Annotated in this window: 15 protein-coding genes; 10 read left to right on the plus strand and 5 right to left on the minus strand. The window is 69.2% G+C overall.

All coding sequences use genetic code 11. The features are described from left to right. Nucleotides 1-41: 41 nt before the first annotated feature. Genes QSK25_RS16310 through QSK25_RS16325 form a run of 4 tightly spaced genes read left to right on the plus strand, consistent with a single transcriptional unit; the run spans nt 42 to nt 4,205 of the window. Entirely contained in the window at nt 42-956 is a 915-nt protein-coding gene (locus QSK25_RS16310; protein WP_285639170.1) for a branched-chain amino acid ABC transporter permease, read from the plus strand. Beyond that, nucleotides 953-2,677, plus strand: a complete 1,725-nt coding sequence (locus tag QSK25_RS16315; RefSeq protein WP_285639174.1) for a branched-chain amino acid ABC transporter permease — start codon at nt 953-955, stop codon at nt 2,675-2,677. The genes QSK25_RS16310 and QSK25_RS16315 overlap by 4 nt, the downstream gene beginning before the upstream one ends. Then, nucleotides 2,674-3,492: an ABC transporter ATP-binding protein gene (locus tag QSK25_RS16320; protein WP_285639175.1), complete on the plus strand. Its 819-nt coding sequence runs from the start codon at nt 2,674-2,676 to the stop codon at nt 3,490-3,492. The genes QSK25_RS16315 and QSK25_RS16320 overlap by 4 nt, the downstream gene beginning before the upstream one ends. Next, entirely contained in the window at nt 3,489-4,205 is a 717-nt protein-coding gene (locus QSK25_RS16325; protein ID WP_285639176.1) for an ABC transporter ATP-binding protein, read from the plus strand. The genes QSK25_RS16320 and QSK25_RS16325 overlap by 4 nt, the downstream gene beginning before the upstream one ends. 437 nt (nt 4,206-4,642) lie before the next feature. Here QSK25_RS16325 and QSK25_RS16330 read toward each other — a convergent pair whose 3' ends face one another. Next, entirely contained in the window at nt 4,643-5,815 is a 1,173-nt protein-coding gene (locus tag QSK25_RS16330) for a lipase family protein (RefSeq protein ID WP_285639177.1), read from the minus strand. A 96-nt stretch (nt 5,816-5,911) separates the two neighbouring features. Next, nucleotides 5,912-6,271 (minus strand): hotdog fold thioesterase, encoded by a 360-nt coding sequence (locus QSK25_RS16335; RefSeq protein ID WP_285639403.1) that lies wholly within the window; start codon nt 6,269-6,271, stop codon nt 5,912-5,914. Nucleotides 6,272-6,377: 106 nt separating this feature from the next. Here QSK25_RS16335 and polA point away from each other — a divergent pair, with 106 nt between their 5' ends. The 3 genes from polA to QSK25_RS16350 all read left to right on the plus strand — a co-directional run bounded on the left by polA (nt 6,378) and on the right by QSK25_RS16350 (nt 11,514). Further along, nucleotides 6,378-9,050 carry a DNA polymerase I gene (gene polA / locus QSK25_RS16340; RefSeq protein ID WP_285639179.1) on the plus strand — a complete coding sequence of 891 codons (2,673 nt, stop codon included), beginning with the start codon at nt 6,378-6,380 and terminating at the stop codon, nt 9,048-9,050. Nucleotides 9,051-9,204: 154 nt separating this feature from the next. Next, nucleotides 9,205-10,434, plus strand: a complete 1,230-nt coding sequence (locus tag QSK25_RS16345; protein ID WP_285639180.1) for a glycosyltransferase — start codon at nt 9,205-9,207, stop codon at nt 10,432-10,434. A gap of 15 nt (nt 10,435-10,449) precedes the next feature. Continuing rightward, nucleotides 10,450-11,514, plus strand: a complete 1,065-nt coding sequence (locus QSK25_RS16350) for an Hsp70 family protein (RefSeq protein WP_285639181.1) — start codon at nt 10,450-10,452, stop codon at nt 11,512-11,514. On the opposite strand, the gene QSK25_RS16355 is transcribed toward QSK25_RS16350, so the two are convergent. Next, the gene (locus QSK25_RS16355) at nt 11,495-12,706 is read right to left on the minus strand and encodes an aminotransferase class V-fold PLP-dependent enzyme (protein WP_285639183.1); all 1,212 of its coding nucleotides are present in this window, start codon (nt 12,704-12,706) and stop codon (nt 11,495-11,497) included. The genes QSK25_RS16350 and QSK25_RS16355 overlap by 20 nt on opposite strands. Further along, nucleotides 12,693-13,139: a DUF1453 domain-containing protein gene (locus tag QSK25_RS16360; protein ID WP_285639185.1), complete on the minus strand. Its 447-nt coding sequence runs from the start codon at nt 13,137-13,139 to the stop codon at nt 12,693-12,695. The genes QSK25_RS16355 and QSK25_RS16360 overlap by 14 nt, the downstream gene beginning before the upstream one ends. 64 nt (nt 13,140-13,203) lie before the next feature. Between QSK25_RS16360 and QSK25_RS16365 the strand changes: the two genes are divergently transcribed. Continuing rightward, on the plus strand, nt 13,204-13,806 hold the full coding sequence (locus tag QSK25_RS16365) for a TetR/AcrR family transcriptional regulator (protein WP_285639187.1): 603 nt from the start codon (nt 13,204-13,206) through the stop codon (nt 13,804-13,806). Nucleotides 13,807-13,877: 71 nt separating this feature from the next. Here QSK25_RS16365 and QSK25_RS16370 read toward each other — a convergent pair whose 3' ends face one another. Beyond that, complete coding sequence (locus tag QSK25_RS16370; protein ID WP_285639188.1) at nt 13,878-14,324, minus strand: winged helix-turn-helix transcriptional regulator; 447 nt, start codon at nt 14,322-14,324, stop codon at nt 13,878-13,880. Between the two features lie 77 nt (nt 14,325-14,401). On the opposite strand from QSK25_RS16370, the gene QSK25_RS16375 reads away from it, so the two are divergent. Together QSK25_RS16375 and QSK25_RS16380 are read left to right on the plus strand one after the other, a co-directional pair. Continuing rightward, entirely contained in the window at nt 14,402-14,914 is a 513-nt protein-coding gene (locus QSK25_RS16375) for a GNAT family N-acetyltransferase (protein WP_285639189.1), read from the plus strand. Between the two features lie 131 nt (nt 14,915-15,045). After that, the gene (locus QSK25_RS16380; protein ID WP_285639191.1) at nt 15,046-16,512 is read left to right on the plus strand and encodes a DUF8189 domain-containing protein; all 1,467 of its coding nucleotides are present in this window, start codon (nt 15,046-15,048) and stop codon (nt 16,510-16,512) included. Nucleotides 16,513-16,564: the final 52 nt, after the last annotated feature.

Consider the following 16,564-nt stretch of genomic DNA (forward strand, 5'->3'; position numbering starts at 1 on the left):
CGGGCGTTGTTTGCTCGCCCCCGCCGTCTACGGAGGTAGTCGTGTCAGTCCTGCTCCAACAGCTGGCCAACGGGGTCATTCAGGGTGCTTTGATCGCCCTGATCGCCCTCGGGTACACGATGGTGTACGGCATCATCCAGCTGATCAACTTCGCCCACGGCGAGGTTTTCATGGTGGCCTCGTACGGAGGCCTCGCCACGTTCACGCTTCTTCCTGACGACCTCAAGAAGTCGCCTGCCGTGGCCCTGCCGCTCATGTTCGTCGGCGGCATCGTGGTGGCGGTCGTCGTCGCCGTGATCATGGAACGGTTCGCCTATCGCCCGCTGCGCGGCGCGCCCCGTCTGGCACCGCTGATCACCGCGCTCGGCGTGTCCGTGTTCCTGCAGGAAGCCGTGCGCGTCTGGTACCCCAACGCCACGTCGAACCTGCCGTACCCGAAGGTCTTCCCGGAAGGGAACCTGACCCTCGGCTCGGTCAACATCGCGTGGACCGGCGTGCTGCTCGTCGCGCTGTCGGTCGGTCTGTCGGTCATCCTGCAGACCTACATCAACAAGTCGCGGATGGGCCGGGCGATGCGCGCCACCGCGCAGGACCCCGACACCGCGAAGCTGATGGGCGTCAACCCCGACCGCGTCATCGTGCTGACCTTCATCATCGGCGCCGTGCTCGCGGGTGTCGCTGGTGTCATGTTCGGCGGCTACCTGAACAACATCAACATCGACATGGGCTTCCAGAACGGCATCTTCGCCTTCACGGCGGCCGTCCTGGGTGGCGTCGGCAGCATCCGCGGCGCGGTCATCGGTGCCTTCATCATCGGTCTGATCAAGACCTTGTCCGGCCAGTACATGCCGGGTGGCACCCAGTACGACTACGTGTGGATCTTCGTCGTGCTGATCCTCGTGCTCGTCTTCCGCCCGCAGGGTCTGTTCGGCGAGCCGGAAAGGGTGCGCGCATGAGCACGGTTGACAGTTCTGCGAAGCGCTCCGCCCTCGCGCCGCTGGGCAAGCCGTTCGCGATCGCCGGTGGCGTCCTCGCCATCGTCGCGGCACTGCTGCCCTGGGTCACCTTCAGCCTCAACGACGGCAACTGGCCCGACAAGTCGACTCTGCAGTTCTTCGACGCGCCGTTCCTCGTCACCGGGTTCCGCTGGCACCTGCTGGTGCTCGGCGTGCTCGTCCTCATCGCCGCCTTCGCGCCCATTCCGTCGCGCGGCCGGGTCGTCCGGGCGCTCGGCTGGGGCGTCGCGCTGGTGTCGTTCGTCAACGCCGCGTACATCACGGTCAAGGGTGGTGGCCTCGGTGCCATCACGGCCCTCGACGGTGCCACCGCGTTCGGTGGTGTCGTCGGCATCGTCGCCGGTGTCCTCGTGATCCTCGCGGGGTACGGCATCGGTGTCGAGCCGGTGCAGGACTGGAACGTCAAGGTCTCGACCCCGGTCGCGTACCTGGTGCTGCTGGTGTCGTTCGGCGCGGTGCTCTACGCCGTGGCCGCGATGCTGACCACCGGTGGTGTCGGCACCGCGAACCCGTACGCGGGCGCGATCTTCCTGTCGTTCCTCGGGTTCGCGGCAGGTCTGCTCGCGGCACTGAGCGGCGTCGGGTTCGTCCGCTGGCTCTCGGCTCTGTCCGAGCAGCACCGCGTGTTCAGCGTGATCGTGCTGGCGGCGTGCGCGCTGCTGCTGCCGTTCACCGAGGCGGGCAACGAGTACTGGATGACGGTCGCGGCGAACATCGGCATCTACGCCGCCACCGCGATCGGCCTGAACATCGTCGTCGGCCTCGCGGGTCTGCTCGACCTCGGGTACGTGGCGTTCATGGGCATCGGCGCCCTCGTGGCGGCGAACTTCTCCGGTGCCGCGACGGCGCACTTCGGCATCACGCTGCCGTTCCCGGTCGCCGCGGTGATCGCGGCCATCGTGGCCGGCATCTTCGGCGCGGTCGTCGGTTCGCCGACGCTGCGGGTCCGCGGTGACTACCTCGCGATCGTGACGCTGGCGTTCGGTGAGATCTTCACCCGCTCCGCGCAGAACAACATCGGTGGCATCACCAACGGCTCCAACGCCATCCCCGGCATCCCGGCGCTGTCGCTGTTCGGCGCGGAGTTCAACAGGTCGATCTCGATCGGCGCCGTGAAGCTCCCCGCCGGTGTCCTCTACTACATCCTCATCGTGCTGCTGGTCGCGGCGACGATGGCGGTGTTCGCGAACCTCAAGTTCAGCCGCATCGGCCGTGCCTGGATCGCGATCCGCGAGGACGAGGACGCCGCCCGCGCGATGGGCATCCGCACCGGCAAGATGAAGATCCTCGCGTTCCTCATCGGCGCCATGCTCGCGGGTCTCGCGGGCGCGGTGTTCGCGCACAAGAACGGCACCGTCTCGTACGAGTCGTTCAAGTTCCTCGAGTCGGTCACGCTGCTCGCCGCGGTCATCCTCGGCGGCATGGGCTCGATCCCGGGCGCCGTGCTCGGTGCGGCACTGCTGTTCGTGCTGCCCGAGAAGCTGCGCGACTTCGAGGAGTACCGCCTCATGATCTTCGGCCTCGCGCTGATCCTGATCATGCGGTTCCGTCCGCAGGGCCTCATCCCCGACCGGCACCGCCGGGCGGAGCTCGCGAACGAGGATGTTGGTGGTGCGCCGGTTGACGAGGTGCACGTCGGGCCGAAGGAGGCGAAGGCGTGAGCACGCCAGTTCTGGAGGCGCGCGACGTCTCGATGGTCTTCGGTGGCCTCAAGGCGTTGAAGGGCGTCACCCTGACGCTCGACGAAGGCAAGATCGTCGGCCTGATCGGCCCCAACGGTGCGGGGAAGACGACGTTCTTCAACTGCCTCACGGGTCTGTACACGCCGACCACCGGTCAGGTGCTGCTCAAGGGCAACGTCCTGCCCGGCGACCCGGCGAAGGTGACGGACGCGGGCGTCGCCCGCACGTTCCAGAACATCCGCCTGTTCCCCAGCATGACCGTGCTGGAGAACGTCATGGTCGGCCGGCACGTGCGGATGAAGCAGGGCCCCCTGGCCTCGCTGTTCCACGGCCCGTCGTACCAGAAGGGCGAGCGGGCGGCACGAGAGCGTTCGCGGGAGCTGCTCTCGTTCGTCGGCCTGAACAACCTGGACGACGAGCTCTCGCGCAACCTCCCGTACGGCGACCAGCGCCGTCTGGAGATCGCGCGCGCGTTGGCGACGGACCCGGCGGTGCTGCTGCTGGACGAGCCCACCGCGGGCATGAACCCGCAGGAGACGGAAGCGACGCAGCAGCTGATCTTCCGCATCCGCGAGACGGGTGTCTCCGTCGTCGTCATCGAGCACGACATCAAGTTCATCTTCGGTCTGTGCGACTCGGTCTCCGTGCTCGTGCAGGGCGAACTGCTCGTCGAGGGCAGCCCCGAAGTCGTGCGGGCGGACCCGCGGGTGGTCGAGGCCTACCTCGGCAAGCCGCCGGAGGAAGTCCAGCACGACGTCGAGGCCGCCGCAGCTGCTGAGGAGGAGCAGGCATGACCGCGCTGCTCGAAGTCCGCAACCTCTCGGTCGCCTACGGCGCGATCGAGGCCGTCCGCGACATCTCGTTCACGGTCGAGGCCGGCCAGATCGTGTCGCTGATCGGCTCGAACGGTGCGGGCAAGACCACGACCCTGCGCACCATCTCGGGTCTGCTGCGGCCGGCGTCCGGCGAGATCCTGTTCCAGGGCAAGCCGATCCACAACGACCCGGCACACGCGATCCTCGGTGAGGGCATCGCGCACTGCCCCGAGGGCCGCCGGCTCTTCCCGCGGATGACCGTGGAGGAGAACCTGCAGCTCGGTGCCTACGTCCGCAAGGACGACGGCGTGCAGGCCGACATGGACCGCGTGTACGAGCTGTTCCCCGTCCTGGGGGAGCGCAAGCACAACAAGGCCGGTCTGTTCTCCGGTGGTGAGCAGCAGATGCTGGCCATCGGCCGCGCCATGATGTCGAAGCCCCGTCTGCTGATGCTCGACGAGCCCTCGATGGGTCTCTCGCCGATCATGACGCAGCGGATCTTCGACACCATCAAGGAACTCCAGTCGCTCGGCACCACCATCCTCCTGGTGGAGCAGAACGCGCTGGCGGCCCTGGCGCTGTCGGACCACGGGTACGTGATCGACCTCGGCAAGACCACTTTGGACGGTCCGGGGCACTCGCTCCTGGCCGACCAGCGGGTGCGCGACGCGTACCTGGGTGAGGCTCACTGAGGTTTGTGTTTCGGGGCGGGGCGGAGGGGTTGTCCTCCGCCCCGCTTTCGTATGTCCGGCTGGGATGTGCGGCCGGCACGGCTGTGCTCAGGCGGATGAGTGTGGCGTTTGTTTCTGGGGCGGCGGAGGGTTCCGTCCGCCTCGCTTTCGTTCGTCTGGTTGGGGAAGGTGCGGTTGAGGTCGACTGGAGAGGTGGGGCCGGGCGGGCTTGACGGCCGTGGCTCACGTCTCCGCCCACGTGGATGAGCGCGCCGTGGTGTTGCCGGAGGGCTGAGTTGCGTCGTGGCAGCGGACGGAGGGTTTCCTCCGGCTCGCTTTGTCTTCGTGTGGTCGAAGCTCGTCGGGATGAGCGGTAGGCCCGTTGGGTGGCTTGGCTGTGGCCCGTGTCGCGGGGCCGAGGGTTCGTCCGCGCCGCTTCCGGTTGCTCGGCCGGGGGATCAGGTGCGGTCGAAGGCGGCCAGGATCTGGGGGAGGGCCAGCTTGGCGGCGCGGCCGTGGTTCACGTCTGCGCCCAGGTCTACGAGTGTGCTGTGGGCGTGGTGCTGCTTGAGGCGGCGGTCGCAGTAGGCGGAGGTTTCGAGGAGCGTGTCGCGGTCGCCTGCCGAGGAGTAGATCGTGACGGGGACGCGTGGGCGCCAGTCACAGGTGCTGTCGGCTTCGCGGAGCTTGGCCTTGAGGACGCCGGTCGGGTGGCGCAGGCGGGCGGTGTAGTCGTCGGTCAGGAGTTCCGGCATCGTCGGCGGGAGGTTCGGGAAGATGTCCTCGTTGCGGTGCTCGCCGTCGAAGAGGGCCTCGACCGACGGGTCGCGGAAGACCTCCGCCGGGGTGTCGTAGAGGCGGAAGAGGCGGTTCCAGGCCACCGTCCAGTACGCCATGTACGCGACGCCGTTGGCGATCTCGCCGTTCAGCGCCTTGTCGACCAGCAGGCTGGGCTTGAACGGGCCGCCGATCGGGGCCAGCGCCCCCACCTCGAGGTGCCGGTCGGCACCGTTCTGGACGGCCTCGCCCAGTGCCATGGCCGCGTGGCCGCCCTGCGAGTGACCGGTGATCATGACGCGGCGGTCGGGCCGCAGGCCCAGGGAGGTGGCGTGCTCGCGGGCCGCTCTGAGGGCGTCCACGGAGGCCGTGACGGTGGACTTCACGTCCACGTAGGGGTGGAAGCCCGGGCCGGTGCCCAGGCCGAGGTAGTCCGGTGCCGTCGTCAGGTAGCCGGCCGAGGCGAACAGGTAGCTCGCGGCTCTGTCGTTGCCGTCGGCGACGGACGCGACGGAACCCCGGTAGCCGGTGGTGCCGTGCAGCCACGTGGCCTGGCGGGGTGTGCGATCACCGTTGCGCGGCAGCACCACCAGGGCGCTCGCGGTCGTGGGTCTGCCGAACGCGTCGATGGTCCGGTAGGTGATGCGCTTCGCGTCGACGGCGAAGCGGACGCGCGAGGCGTCCAAGGCGTGGTCCCCCAGGTATGTGACCAACTGGGAGGTGTCCAGCGTGGACACCGGGACGACGTCGAGGAGGCTGCCGCGAGCCGGGTGGGCGGACGCGGTGGCCGGGACCGAGGCCGCGACCACCGCGCCGCACAGGACTGCTGCTGTCAGTCGAGTCGTGAAGGTCATGTCCCCACGATCTCGGGCTGATCTTGGTCGCACACTGGGGTCAACCGCACAGTCGGGGTGGGGTGAACCCCAGTGCCGGGAGGACCGGGCCGGGGGTCAGGCGGCCGGCGGCTTGGGGCGCAGGATGCACGTGAGGCGGGCGGTGCAGGTGCGCTTGCCCTCCTCGTCGGTGATCACGATCTCGTACGTCGCGGTGCTGCGACCCAGGTGGATCGGGCGGGCCACACCCGTGACGATCCCTTCCCGCGCTGCCCGGTGGTGGGTGCACGACAGTTCGAGCCCGAGCGCGATGAGCCCGTGCTCCGCGGCGTGCATCGCGGAGGCGATGGAGCCCAGTTGCTCGGCCAGGACGGCGTTGGCTCCGCCGTGGAGCAGGCCGAACGGCTGGCGGTTGCCCTTGACCGGCATCGTGCCGACCATCTCCTGGACATCCCATCGGGTGATTTCGATGCCCATGCGGACGTGCAACTGCTCGTCGGCGAACTCGATTGGCAGGTCGGCGGTCACACGGGCTCCAAGGGCTCAAGCGAAACTGTCAGACCCCCACCCTAGACTCGGGCTCGTGACTCACTCAGACGTGAAGCGGCTCCTGCTCATCGACGGTCACTCGATGGCCTACCGAGCGTTCTACGCACTGCCCGCCGAGAACTTCGTGACGAAGACGGGGCAGGTCACGAACGCCGTGTACGGGTTCACGTCCATGTTGATCAACATCCTGCGCGACGAGCAGCCCACGCACGTCGCGGTGGCGTTCGACGTGTCGCGCAAGACCTTCCGGTCCGAGCAGTACCCCGAGTACAAGGCGGGGCGCACCAAGACGCCGGACGAGTTCCGCAGCCAGGTCTCCCTGATCAAGGACGTGCTGGCCACGCTGGCCATCCCGACCATGGAGAAGGAGAACTACGAGGCGGACGACATCATCGCGACCCTGACCACGCAGGCCGTGGCGCAGGGCATCGAGGTCGAGATCGTCACCGGCGACCGGGACGCGTTCCAGCTGGTCAGCGACAAGGTGACCGTGCTGTACCCGGTCAAGGGCGTCTCCGAGATGGGGCGGTTCACGCCCGCGTACGTCGAGGAGAAGCACGGCGTGCGGCCCGACCAGTACGCGGACTACGCGGCGGTGCGCGGCGACTCGTCGGACAACCTGCCCAACACGCCCGGCGTCGGGCCGAAGACGATCATCAAGCTGCTCAACCAGTTCGGCGGGCTCAACGAGCTGGTCGACCGCATCGACGAGGTGCCCGGCAAGGTCGGCGAGGCCCTGCGCGGCAACCTGGCGAACATCATCATGAACCGCCAGCTGACGGAGCTGATCAAGGACGTCGAGCTGCCGTACCAGATCGGCGGCCTCGAGGTGCGGCAGTGGGACCGCGACGCGGTGCACCGGCTGTTCGACGAGCTGGAGTTCCGCGTCCTGCGCGACCGTCTCTTCCAGACGCTCACGACCGCGGAACCCGAGGCCGAGGAGGGCTTCGAGGTCTCCGGCGGAGTGGTTCCGGCGGGCGAGCTCGAGAAGTGGCTGGACGAGCACGCGAGCAAGACGCGCGTCGGTGTCGCGCTGCGCATCACGACGGACCTCGAGGGCGTCGCGTTCTGCACGGCCGACGGCGAGGGCGGCTACGTCGACGTGACGCAGCTGGGCGAGGCCGACGAGCAGGCGCTCGCGAAGTGGCTCGCGGACGAGAAGATCGCCAAGGCGGGCCACGACCTGAAGCTGCCGCTGCGCCGCGTGCGCGCCCGCGGCTGGAAGCTGCGCGGCCTGACCTCGGACACGGCGCTCGCCGCCTACCTGGTGCGGCCCGGCCAGCGGTCGTTCGCGCTCGACGACCTGGCGCTGCGCTACCTCAAGCGCGAGTTGCGGGCCGAGGAGTCCGGCGACGGTCAGCTGTCGCTGCTCACCGACGAGTCCGAAGAGGCGCAGAAGGTCGCGACCAGCACGATCCTGCGCGCGCGGGCCGTCGCCGAACTCGCGGACCGCCTCGACGAGGAGCTCGTCACGATCGGCGGCACCGAGCTGCTCGCGAAGATCGAGCTGCCGCTGATGAACGTGCTGGACGAGGTCGAGGCCGTCGGCATCGCGATCGACGTCGACCACCTGTCGGAGCTGGAGGCGCACTTCGCGGCCGGCGTGAAGCAGGCGGCGCAGGACGCGTACTCGGTGATCGGCAAGGAGATCAACCTCGGCAGCCCGAAGCAGCTGCAGGTGGTCCTCTTCGAAGAGCTCGACATGCCGAAGACGAAGAAGACCAAGACCGGCTACACCACGGACGCGGACGCGCTGCAGAACCTGTTCGAGCAGACCGAGCACCCGTTCCTGCAGCACCTGCTGTCGCACCGGGACGTCACCCGTCTCAAGTCCACTGTGGACGGGCTGCTGAAGTCGGTGGCCGACGACGGCCGCATCCACACGACGTTCCACCAGACGATCGCCGCGACGGGCCGGCTGTCCTCGACGGACCCGAACCTGCAGAACATCCCGATCCGCACGGACGAGGGCCGCCGCATCCGCCAGGCGTTCGTCGTCGGCGACGGCTACGCGGAGCTGATGACCGCGGACTACAGCCAGATCGAGATGCGGATCATGGCGACGCTGTCCGGCGACGAGGGCCTGATCGCGGCCTTCAACTCGGGCGAGGACCTGCACACCTACGTGGCGTCGCAGGCGTTCGCGATCCCCACCTCCGAGGTGACGGGCGAGATGCGCCGCCGCATCAAGGCGATGTCGTACGGCCTCGCGTACGGCCTGTCGGTGTTCGGGCTGTCGCAGCAGCTCCGCATCCCGACGGAGGAGGCGCGCGAGCAGATGGAGGCGTACTTCAACCGCTTCGGCGGGGTGCGCGACTACCTCAACGAGATCGTCAAGAAGGCCGGCAAGGACGGCTACACCGAGACGGTGCTGGGCCGCCGCCGCTACCTGCCGGACCTGACGTCGGACAACCGCCAGCGCCGCGAGATGGCCGAGCGGATGGCCCTCAACGCGCCGATCCAGGGCAGCGCCGCCGACATCATCAAGGTGGCCATGCTGGGCGTGTACCGGGCGCTGGAGGAGTCGGGTCTGCGCTCGCGCATGCTCCTGCAGGTGCACGACGAACTGGTGCTGGAGGTCGCCGAGGGCGAGCGCGAGGCCGTGGAAGCCCTCGTGCGCGACCAGATGGGCAACGCCTACCAGTTGCTGGTGCCGCTGGAGGTCTCGGTCGGCGTCGGCCGTTCCTGGGACGACGCGGCCCACTAAGGGGCAGAACGCGAATCAGCCCGCCTGAGCCAGGTGCTCGGGCGGGCTGTGTCTTTCTCCCCGTTGGAACTCATAGCGCGTGGGGGGACTTGCCGCAAGACCCCGCACCGGCCCCACAATTCGTGCCCTGACCAGGGGATTGAGGGGATTCACGATGCGATTTCTGCTGTCCACGATCGGGTCGCGGGGCGAGGCGCAGCCGGTCACCGCACTGGCCGTCCAGCTGAAAGCACGCGGTAACGACGTCCACGTCATCGCGCCACCCGACTTTGAGGAACTGGTCACCGGCCACGGTCTCGCCTTCACCCCGGTGGGCCCGCGCCTCCGCGACGTCAGCGCCGTCAAGACCACGCCGGACGAACTGCGCCGGCTCGCGCAGGAGTCGGTCCGGGAGCAGTTCCGGGTCGTCACGAACACCGCGCACCGAGCGGACGTGCTGGTCGCGGGCGGCGCGTTGCAGCACGCCACCAGGTCCGTCGCGGAGAGCATCGGCGCGCGGTACGTGTACGCGAGTTACTGCGCGAACACGCTGCCCTCACCGCACCACGCGCCACCCGCGATGCTGGGTCGCGTTCCGGTGAACGGGACCCCGGAGGAGAACCTCGCGCAGTGGGAGCACCACCGCCAGTACTTCGTGAGCTCCCGCGACACCCTGAACGAGGAACGAGCGGAACTCGGCCTCGGCCCGATCGACGACGTCCGCGACCACATCCTCGGCGACGCCCCGTGGCTCGCCGCGGACCCGGTGCTCGGCCCGTGGCCGGGACCGGCGGAGCTGACGCAGACCGGTGCCTGGCTCCTCGACGACCAGCGCCCGCTCACCCCCGCGCTCGAAGCGTTCCTGGACGGCGGTGCACCGCCGATCTACTTCGGCCTCGGCAGCATGCGCGCCTCCCAGGACGCGGTGCGGCATGCCGTCACGGCGGCCCGCGCGCTCGGCAAACGCGTTGTCCTGCAACGGGGCTGGGCGAACCTGGAGTTCGACGCACCGGACTGCCTCACCATCGGCGAGGTCAACCAGCAGGCGTTGTTCCGCCGCACGGCCGCCGTCGTGCACCACGGCGGCGCGGGGCACCACCACGACCGCCGCGGCAGCGGGCGTGCCGCAGATCGTGTTGCCCCACATGTACGACCAGTACTACTGGGGCGCCCAGGTCGAACGGCTGAACATCGGCCGTGCGCCGACCACGGTCACCACGGAGGTCCTCGCCGAGGTGCTGGAACTCTCCGACCAAGCCACGAAACTCTCCGCCCGGGTGCGTACCGACGGTGCGAAAGTCGCGGCGCAGCGCCTGATGTCGTGGTGAGCCAACGACATGAAGATCGTCGCCGAGGAGCAGGTGAACCGGACCAGGTGAGACGTACGTGTGGTGGGTGTCCGTAGTGAGGGGTGACCGCCATGTCGTACCAGGTCGGGCTCGATCTCGGATCCGCAGGCACCACCGTCGCCACCGGCGGTGGCGTCACGACCGGCAGCCGTCGTCAGCAGGCGGCGGCCAGGGAGGTCGCGCGCCTCCTCGACGACCTCGCGCACCGGCACGGGGAGCCACCGAGCCGCGTGGCCATGACCCATCCGCTGTGCTGGCCGCACGAACACCTCGAGCAGTTGCGCCAGGACCTCGTCCAAGCGGGGCGCGCGGACGTGCTGTTCGTGCCCGCGCCGCACGCCGCCGCCATCGCGTTCGACGCCGACGCCCGGATGCCGGAGCACAGCACGGTGGTGGTGTTCGACTTCGGTGCCACCGGTTGTGACATCACGGTGTTGCGCAAGCAGGGCGTGCTGTTGCTCGCCGGGCAGCCCGAACGCGTCGAGGTCGGCGGGTTCGACCTCGACGGCCTCGTCGCGGAGCACGTCATCGCGAAGATCGGCACGCACAGCCGTGAGTTGGTGCGCAGCTGCGTCGAGGCGAAGGAACTGCTCGGCAGCTACCCGGAGGTCAGAATCCCTTATCTGGCAACCAACGGGGAGATGCGCGAGGTCAGGCTGAGCCGCCTCGAGTTCGAGTCGGTCATCCGGCCGTCGGTCGAGCTGACGGTCGACGCCCTGGAACGCGTCGTCGCGAGCGCGGGTCTGGACCGGCCCGACGTGGTGCTGCTGGTCGGCGGCTCGGCCCGGATTCCCCTGGTGGCACGGGAGATCGCGGAACGGCTGCGCGTCCCGGTCCTGCGGGCTCCGGACGGCGCGGCCGCGACCGGCGCCTACCTCGAGGCCGTGCAACTGGAACCCGAACCCGGCGAGCAGCCCACCGCCGAGGTTCCCCTGCCGCGCAAGGAGGAGGAACCCGAGCGGCGCCTCCCGACCACCTCGTTCGTCGCGGCCGGGCTGCTCGTGCTCGTCCTTGGAGGAGGATGGTTCGCCCACGACGCGATGAACGAGCCGCAGGTGGAGATGGAGAACACCAGCGTGCAGCTCGAACCGCCGGGACTCGCCGAGCTGCCGAGCGTCATCGGGCCAGGGCGCTGATCTCCCGCACGGCCCGGTCGACCTCCTCGGGCGTGTTCAGGATCGACGTGCCGGCCCGCGCGTACGGGATCCGGTACGACGCCGTCGTGATCTGGATCTTCTTGTCCGCCAACCGCCGCACGACCTCGGGGCCGGTCGACCCAGGCACGTCGAAGCACACCAGGCCCGCGGACAACGCCCGCGGCGTGTGCACGACGACACCGGAGATCTCCGCGAGACCCGCGGCGAACCGCCCGGACAGCTCTGCGATCCGGGCGGCCACCCGCGTCCGGCCGAGGCGCTGGTGGAACCGCACCGCCGCCGCGACCGCGAAGTACTGCTCGAACGCGTGGAAACCGCCGGGCCCGAGCAACGCCGTGGTGCTGCGGTCGCTCAGGCTCGGCAGCATCGGCGTGATCTCGTCGCCCACCTCGGGGTTCACCCACACCATGCCGGTGCCGCGCGGCCCGAACAGCCACTTGTGCGTCCCCGCCACGAACACGTCCGCCCCGAGCCGTGCCGCGTCGTCGTCGACCGCCGCCAGTCCGTGCACGCCGTCTACGACGAGGAGACAGCGATCCTCCTCCTTGCGGCCACGGTTCGCTTCCGCCACAACGGCCGCACACGCTCGCACGGGCATCCGCAGGCCGGTGCTCGACTGCACCCACGTGATGCCGACGGCACGCGTCCGCGGCGTGATGGAGTTCCGCAGCCGCGTCGCGATCTCGTCCTCGGTGGCCTTCGCCGGGTTCTCGTAGAGCGTGCCGACCCTGACCTTCGCGCCCACCCGTCCGGCCGCGAGCCGGGCCGCCTGCTGGTGCCACGCGTGGTCCTGGTCGTTGAGCAGCAACTCCTGGTCGGCACGCAGTTTCAGGCCGCCGTAGACGATCGAGAGCCCCATGGTCGTGTTCGGCACGAACGCGATGTCGTCCGCCGCGCCCCCGACGTACTGCCCGAGCGCCTCGGCGACCTTCTGCGCCTCCTCGGGCATCAGGTCGTGCGAGTTGGCGTCGAGCCGGCGCTGGAACTCCGCGACGGCGTCCCGCACCTCGCGGGGGTTCGACGCCAGGTAGAACAGCCCCATGTTGGTCAGCGCGGGATCGAGCCGGAACTCACGGCGGACGGCGCCCCAGTCCAGTCCCTGCGCCGCGGATGACGCGGTCGGTGCGACGGCGAGAAGTCCGGCCCCCACCAGGAAGTCACGACGCTCCATGCCTTCCATTGGACACCCGTTCCGGCGCGAACGGCAGGCCCGTGTTCAACGCCTTCGCCCCCACGACGCACAACTCGCCGAGCATGCCCACGCCGATCGACAGCTGCGTCGGCGCGTGGCCGCCGGTCAGCAGCCCCAGCCCGAGGCTCACGCCGATCGACGTCACCCACACGACCAACGTCCACGGCGTGTACCGCTGCCACAGGTGCCCGCCGCGTTCGAACAGCCTGATCGTCATCCCCCGGAACGCCCCGAACGCGAACCCCGCCACCAGCGGCACCAGGTAGAGGAGGTGGAACTCCTCGACCGCGCGGATGCCGAAGAACAACAGGAACGCGGGCGGCGCCAGCAGGTCCCGCGCGTTGAGCGGTTCTCCCCTGAACCGCCGCACGAGCACGTACACCACACCTGCCGCTATCAGCAGATATGTCATCTGCGACCCCCTTAGTAGCATGACCCTGCTACTTAAACTAGCAGGGTCATGCTACAAAAGGGAGGTGTCACCGAGAGTCGTCGATCCCGTCGCCCGCCGCCGTGCCGTCGCCGAGGCGGTGTTCCGCGTGGTCGTGCGCGACGGCGTCGAACAGGCCTCGCTGCGCAACGTCGCGATGGAGGCCGGCCTGTCGATCGGGTCGATCCGCCACTACTTCGACAGCCACGACGCCGTGGTCGTCTTCGCTGTCGAGTTCCTCATCGAGTCGATCGACCAGCGCGTCTTCGAGCACGTCAAGTCGATGAGGGACCCCACCGATCCGCGCCGTCCCGGTGAGCGCGTGCTGTCCGAGGTGCTCCCGCTCGACGACCGCCGGCGGGACGAAGCGGTGCTGTGGCTGGCTTTCGCGACCGCCGCGCGCACCCGGCCGTCGCTGCTGCCGCACGCGGAACGGCTCTACGACGGCCTGCGCAGGCTGTGCCGCCGCGTGCTGGCGGTGATGTCCGAGGCGGGGACCATAGCGCCCGCGCACGACCTCGACCTGGAGTCCGAACGGCTCGCGTCGCTGCTCAACGGCCTGACCGTGGACGGTGTGCTGCACCCGGACCGGATGACGCCGGAGCTCACGCTGTCGGTGCTGCGCGGCCACCTCGACTCGCTGCGGTAGCTTCCACGGCCCGCACCGGCAATGAAGCACGCGTGAAGTTCACCCGGGCTTCGACAGTGGTCAGTACATGATCACTGCCTGGTCGTCACCTGCACGTCGCGCGCGGTCAGTTCGGCGGCGCACTCGGTGCACTCGACCTTCGCGCGCACGTCGCCACCGCAGTCGCGGTGGTGCAACTGGAAGAACTCCTCCTCGTCGGGCGCCATCCACTTCGCACCCCACGTGCGCAACGCCATCAGCACGGGGTAGAGGTCGCGGCCCTTCTCCGTGAGGCGGTATTCGTGCCGTGTGCGGCCGTCCTCGTGATAGGGCACGCGTTTGAGCACGTCCTCCTGCAGCAGCACGTTCAGGCGGTCGGTCAGGACGCTGCGCGAGATGTCCATCGTCGCCTGGAAGTCCTCGAAGCGGCGGGTCCCCAGGAAGATCTGGCGGAGCAGCAGCAGTGTCCAGCGCTCGCCCAGCAACGCCGCCGGGCGGCTCAGCGTGCACGGCAGGGTCGCGAAGTCCGAGTACGACATGCACCCAGGATATCCCTTGCGTTCGATTTTCGAACCCAGCTACAGTTCGGATTCCGAACTCAGGAGGGCTGATCCTCATGCGCGTCACCGAGCTCGACCGCGACACCGCGCCGGAAGCCGTGGACGCGGTGTTCGCAGGACTGTCCGCGCGAAGCCGCTACCTGCGGTTCCACTCGCCGACGCCCCGGCTCACCGCCTCCGCGCGGCGGGTGCTGGTGGACGTCGACGGGGAACGGCACGCGGCCGTGTGCGCTCGCGTCGGCGGCGATCCGATCGGCATCGCCAGGGTGATCAGGACCGGTGAGTGCGGCGCGGAGATCGCGGTCGCCGTGGTCGACCTGTGGCAGCGCCGGGGCGTGGGCCGCCGGTTGCTGGAGGAGCTGACGACGGTCGCGGCCAGGATGGGCGTCGCCGAACTGCACGGCGACGTCCTGCCCGACAACCACGCGATGCTCGCGCTGGTCCGCAAGGTGCTGCCCGGTGTGACGCTCAGGCGGGAGGCCGACACCATCGAACTCAGCTACCCGCTGGCATGGGTGACCGCCGAGACCACCGACGCCGACCTCGTGGCCAGCCTGCGGGACCTGTAGTACGGCCCTGAGCTGTGCGTACCCGTGCGGCGCCGGAGTGTGTGTGATCATCGTCAACCGGCGGTGAGCGGATGCAAGACAAGACGTTCGACCGGACCAAAACTTCACATCGCCTTGCTACGGTGACCCGCATGAAACGGTGGGGGATGTTGGCGGTGGCAGCGGCGGCCATCACGTTCGGCTCGACGCTGGCCATGCCTGACGTCGCGGTCGCGGCCGAGGGCGGCGTCATCTGCGGGACGTACGAGGCCAACTCCAAGATCACGCGCAGCGAGGTCCTCGCGCGCTCGCGCACGTGGATCAGCGCCCGTGTGCCGTACAGCCAGAGCGACTGCTTCGGCAACAAGTACGGCGCCTACCGCACCGACTGCTCCGGCTTCGTCTCGATGGCCTGGGGTCTGCGCATCTCCTACACCACGCACATCCTCGAGCAGGTCGCGCACCGCATCGACTGGGAGGACCTCCGTCCCGGCGACGCGCTCAACGACCGCGAGAACCACGTCGCGCTGTTCATCGGCTGGGCCGACGCGGCCAAGACGCGCCCCATCGTGCGCGAGCAGGCCGGTCCGGACGGCAGCAGGCCCGTCCAGCGCGTGTGGAGCGCGAGCACGGCCCGCAAGTACGTGCCGCTGCGCTACAACAACATCCTCGAGGCGGGCAGCTCCGGCACCGGCAGCGAGACGCCCGTGACGGACAAGGTCGTCGCCGCCTCCGGCCCGCAGATCTCCAACACCGGCCAGCAGCAGCTGGAGATCTTCGCGCGCGGCACCGACGGCACCGTCATGACGAACTTCCACAAGACGAGCCGCTGGGCGGGCTGGCAGCAGCTCGGCCCCGAGCTCTTCGCCGGTGACCCGGTCGCGCTGATGAACCCCGAGACGAAGATCGTCGAGGTGTTCGCGCGCGGCACGGACGGCAAGGTCTACCGCCGCACCGACGGCCAGTGGGTCGCCGTGGGCGACACCGCCGTCGCGGGCCAGCCCGTGCTCAGCTGGAACGACAAGACCAAGGCCGTCGAGGTCCTCGCCCGCGGTGAGGACGGCCTGCTGCTGCGCTTCACCGACAAGTGGGCGCCGGTCGGCGACCGCAGGATCGAGGGTGACCCGGCCGTCGCCGACAAGGACGTCTACGCCCGCTCCGCCGACGGCAAGCTCGTCAAGTGGGACGGCACCGCGTGGGCCGACCAGGGCGACAAGAAGATCGTCAGCGACCCGAGCGTCGCCGTCGACCAGGTCTTCGTCCGCACCGAGTCCGGCAGCGTCGAGCAGTACTCGGCGGGCCGGTGGACGACGCTCGGCGGCAAGGGCACCGGCGCGCCGGCCGCGGTCTTCAACTCGACCACCGGCTCCATCGACGTCGTGCAGCTCGGCGAGGGCGGTCACGTCGAGCACTCGCGGGCGATCGACAAGGGCTGGACGCCGTGGGCGAAGCTCGGCACCACCAAGGTCACCGCGCCGCCGACGGCGATGTACCACGCGCAGACCAAGACGGTCGAGGTGTTCGCCCGCACCGACGAGGGCAAGCTGATCCGCCGCTTCTACAAGGAGAAGGCCGGCTGGAGCCAGTGGGCCGTGCTGGGCGACAAGTCCGTCAGCTGATCCGAACCGCAGAAGGGCCGCGACCTGCTCAGGTCGCGGCCCTTCTGCGTTG

This window comes from Lentzea sp. NBRC 102530, assembly GCF_030269365.1.
Taxonomy (GTDB): Bacteria; Actinomycetota; Actinomycetes; order Mycobacteriales; family Pseudonocardiaceae; genus Lentzea.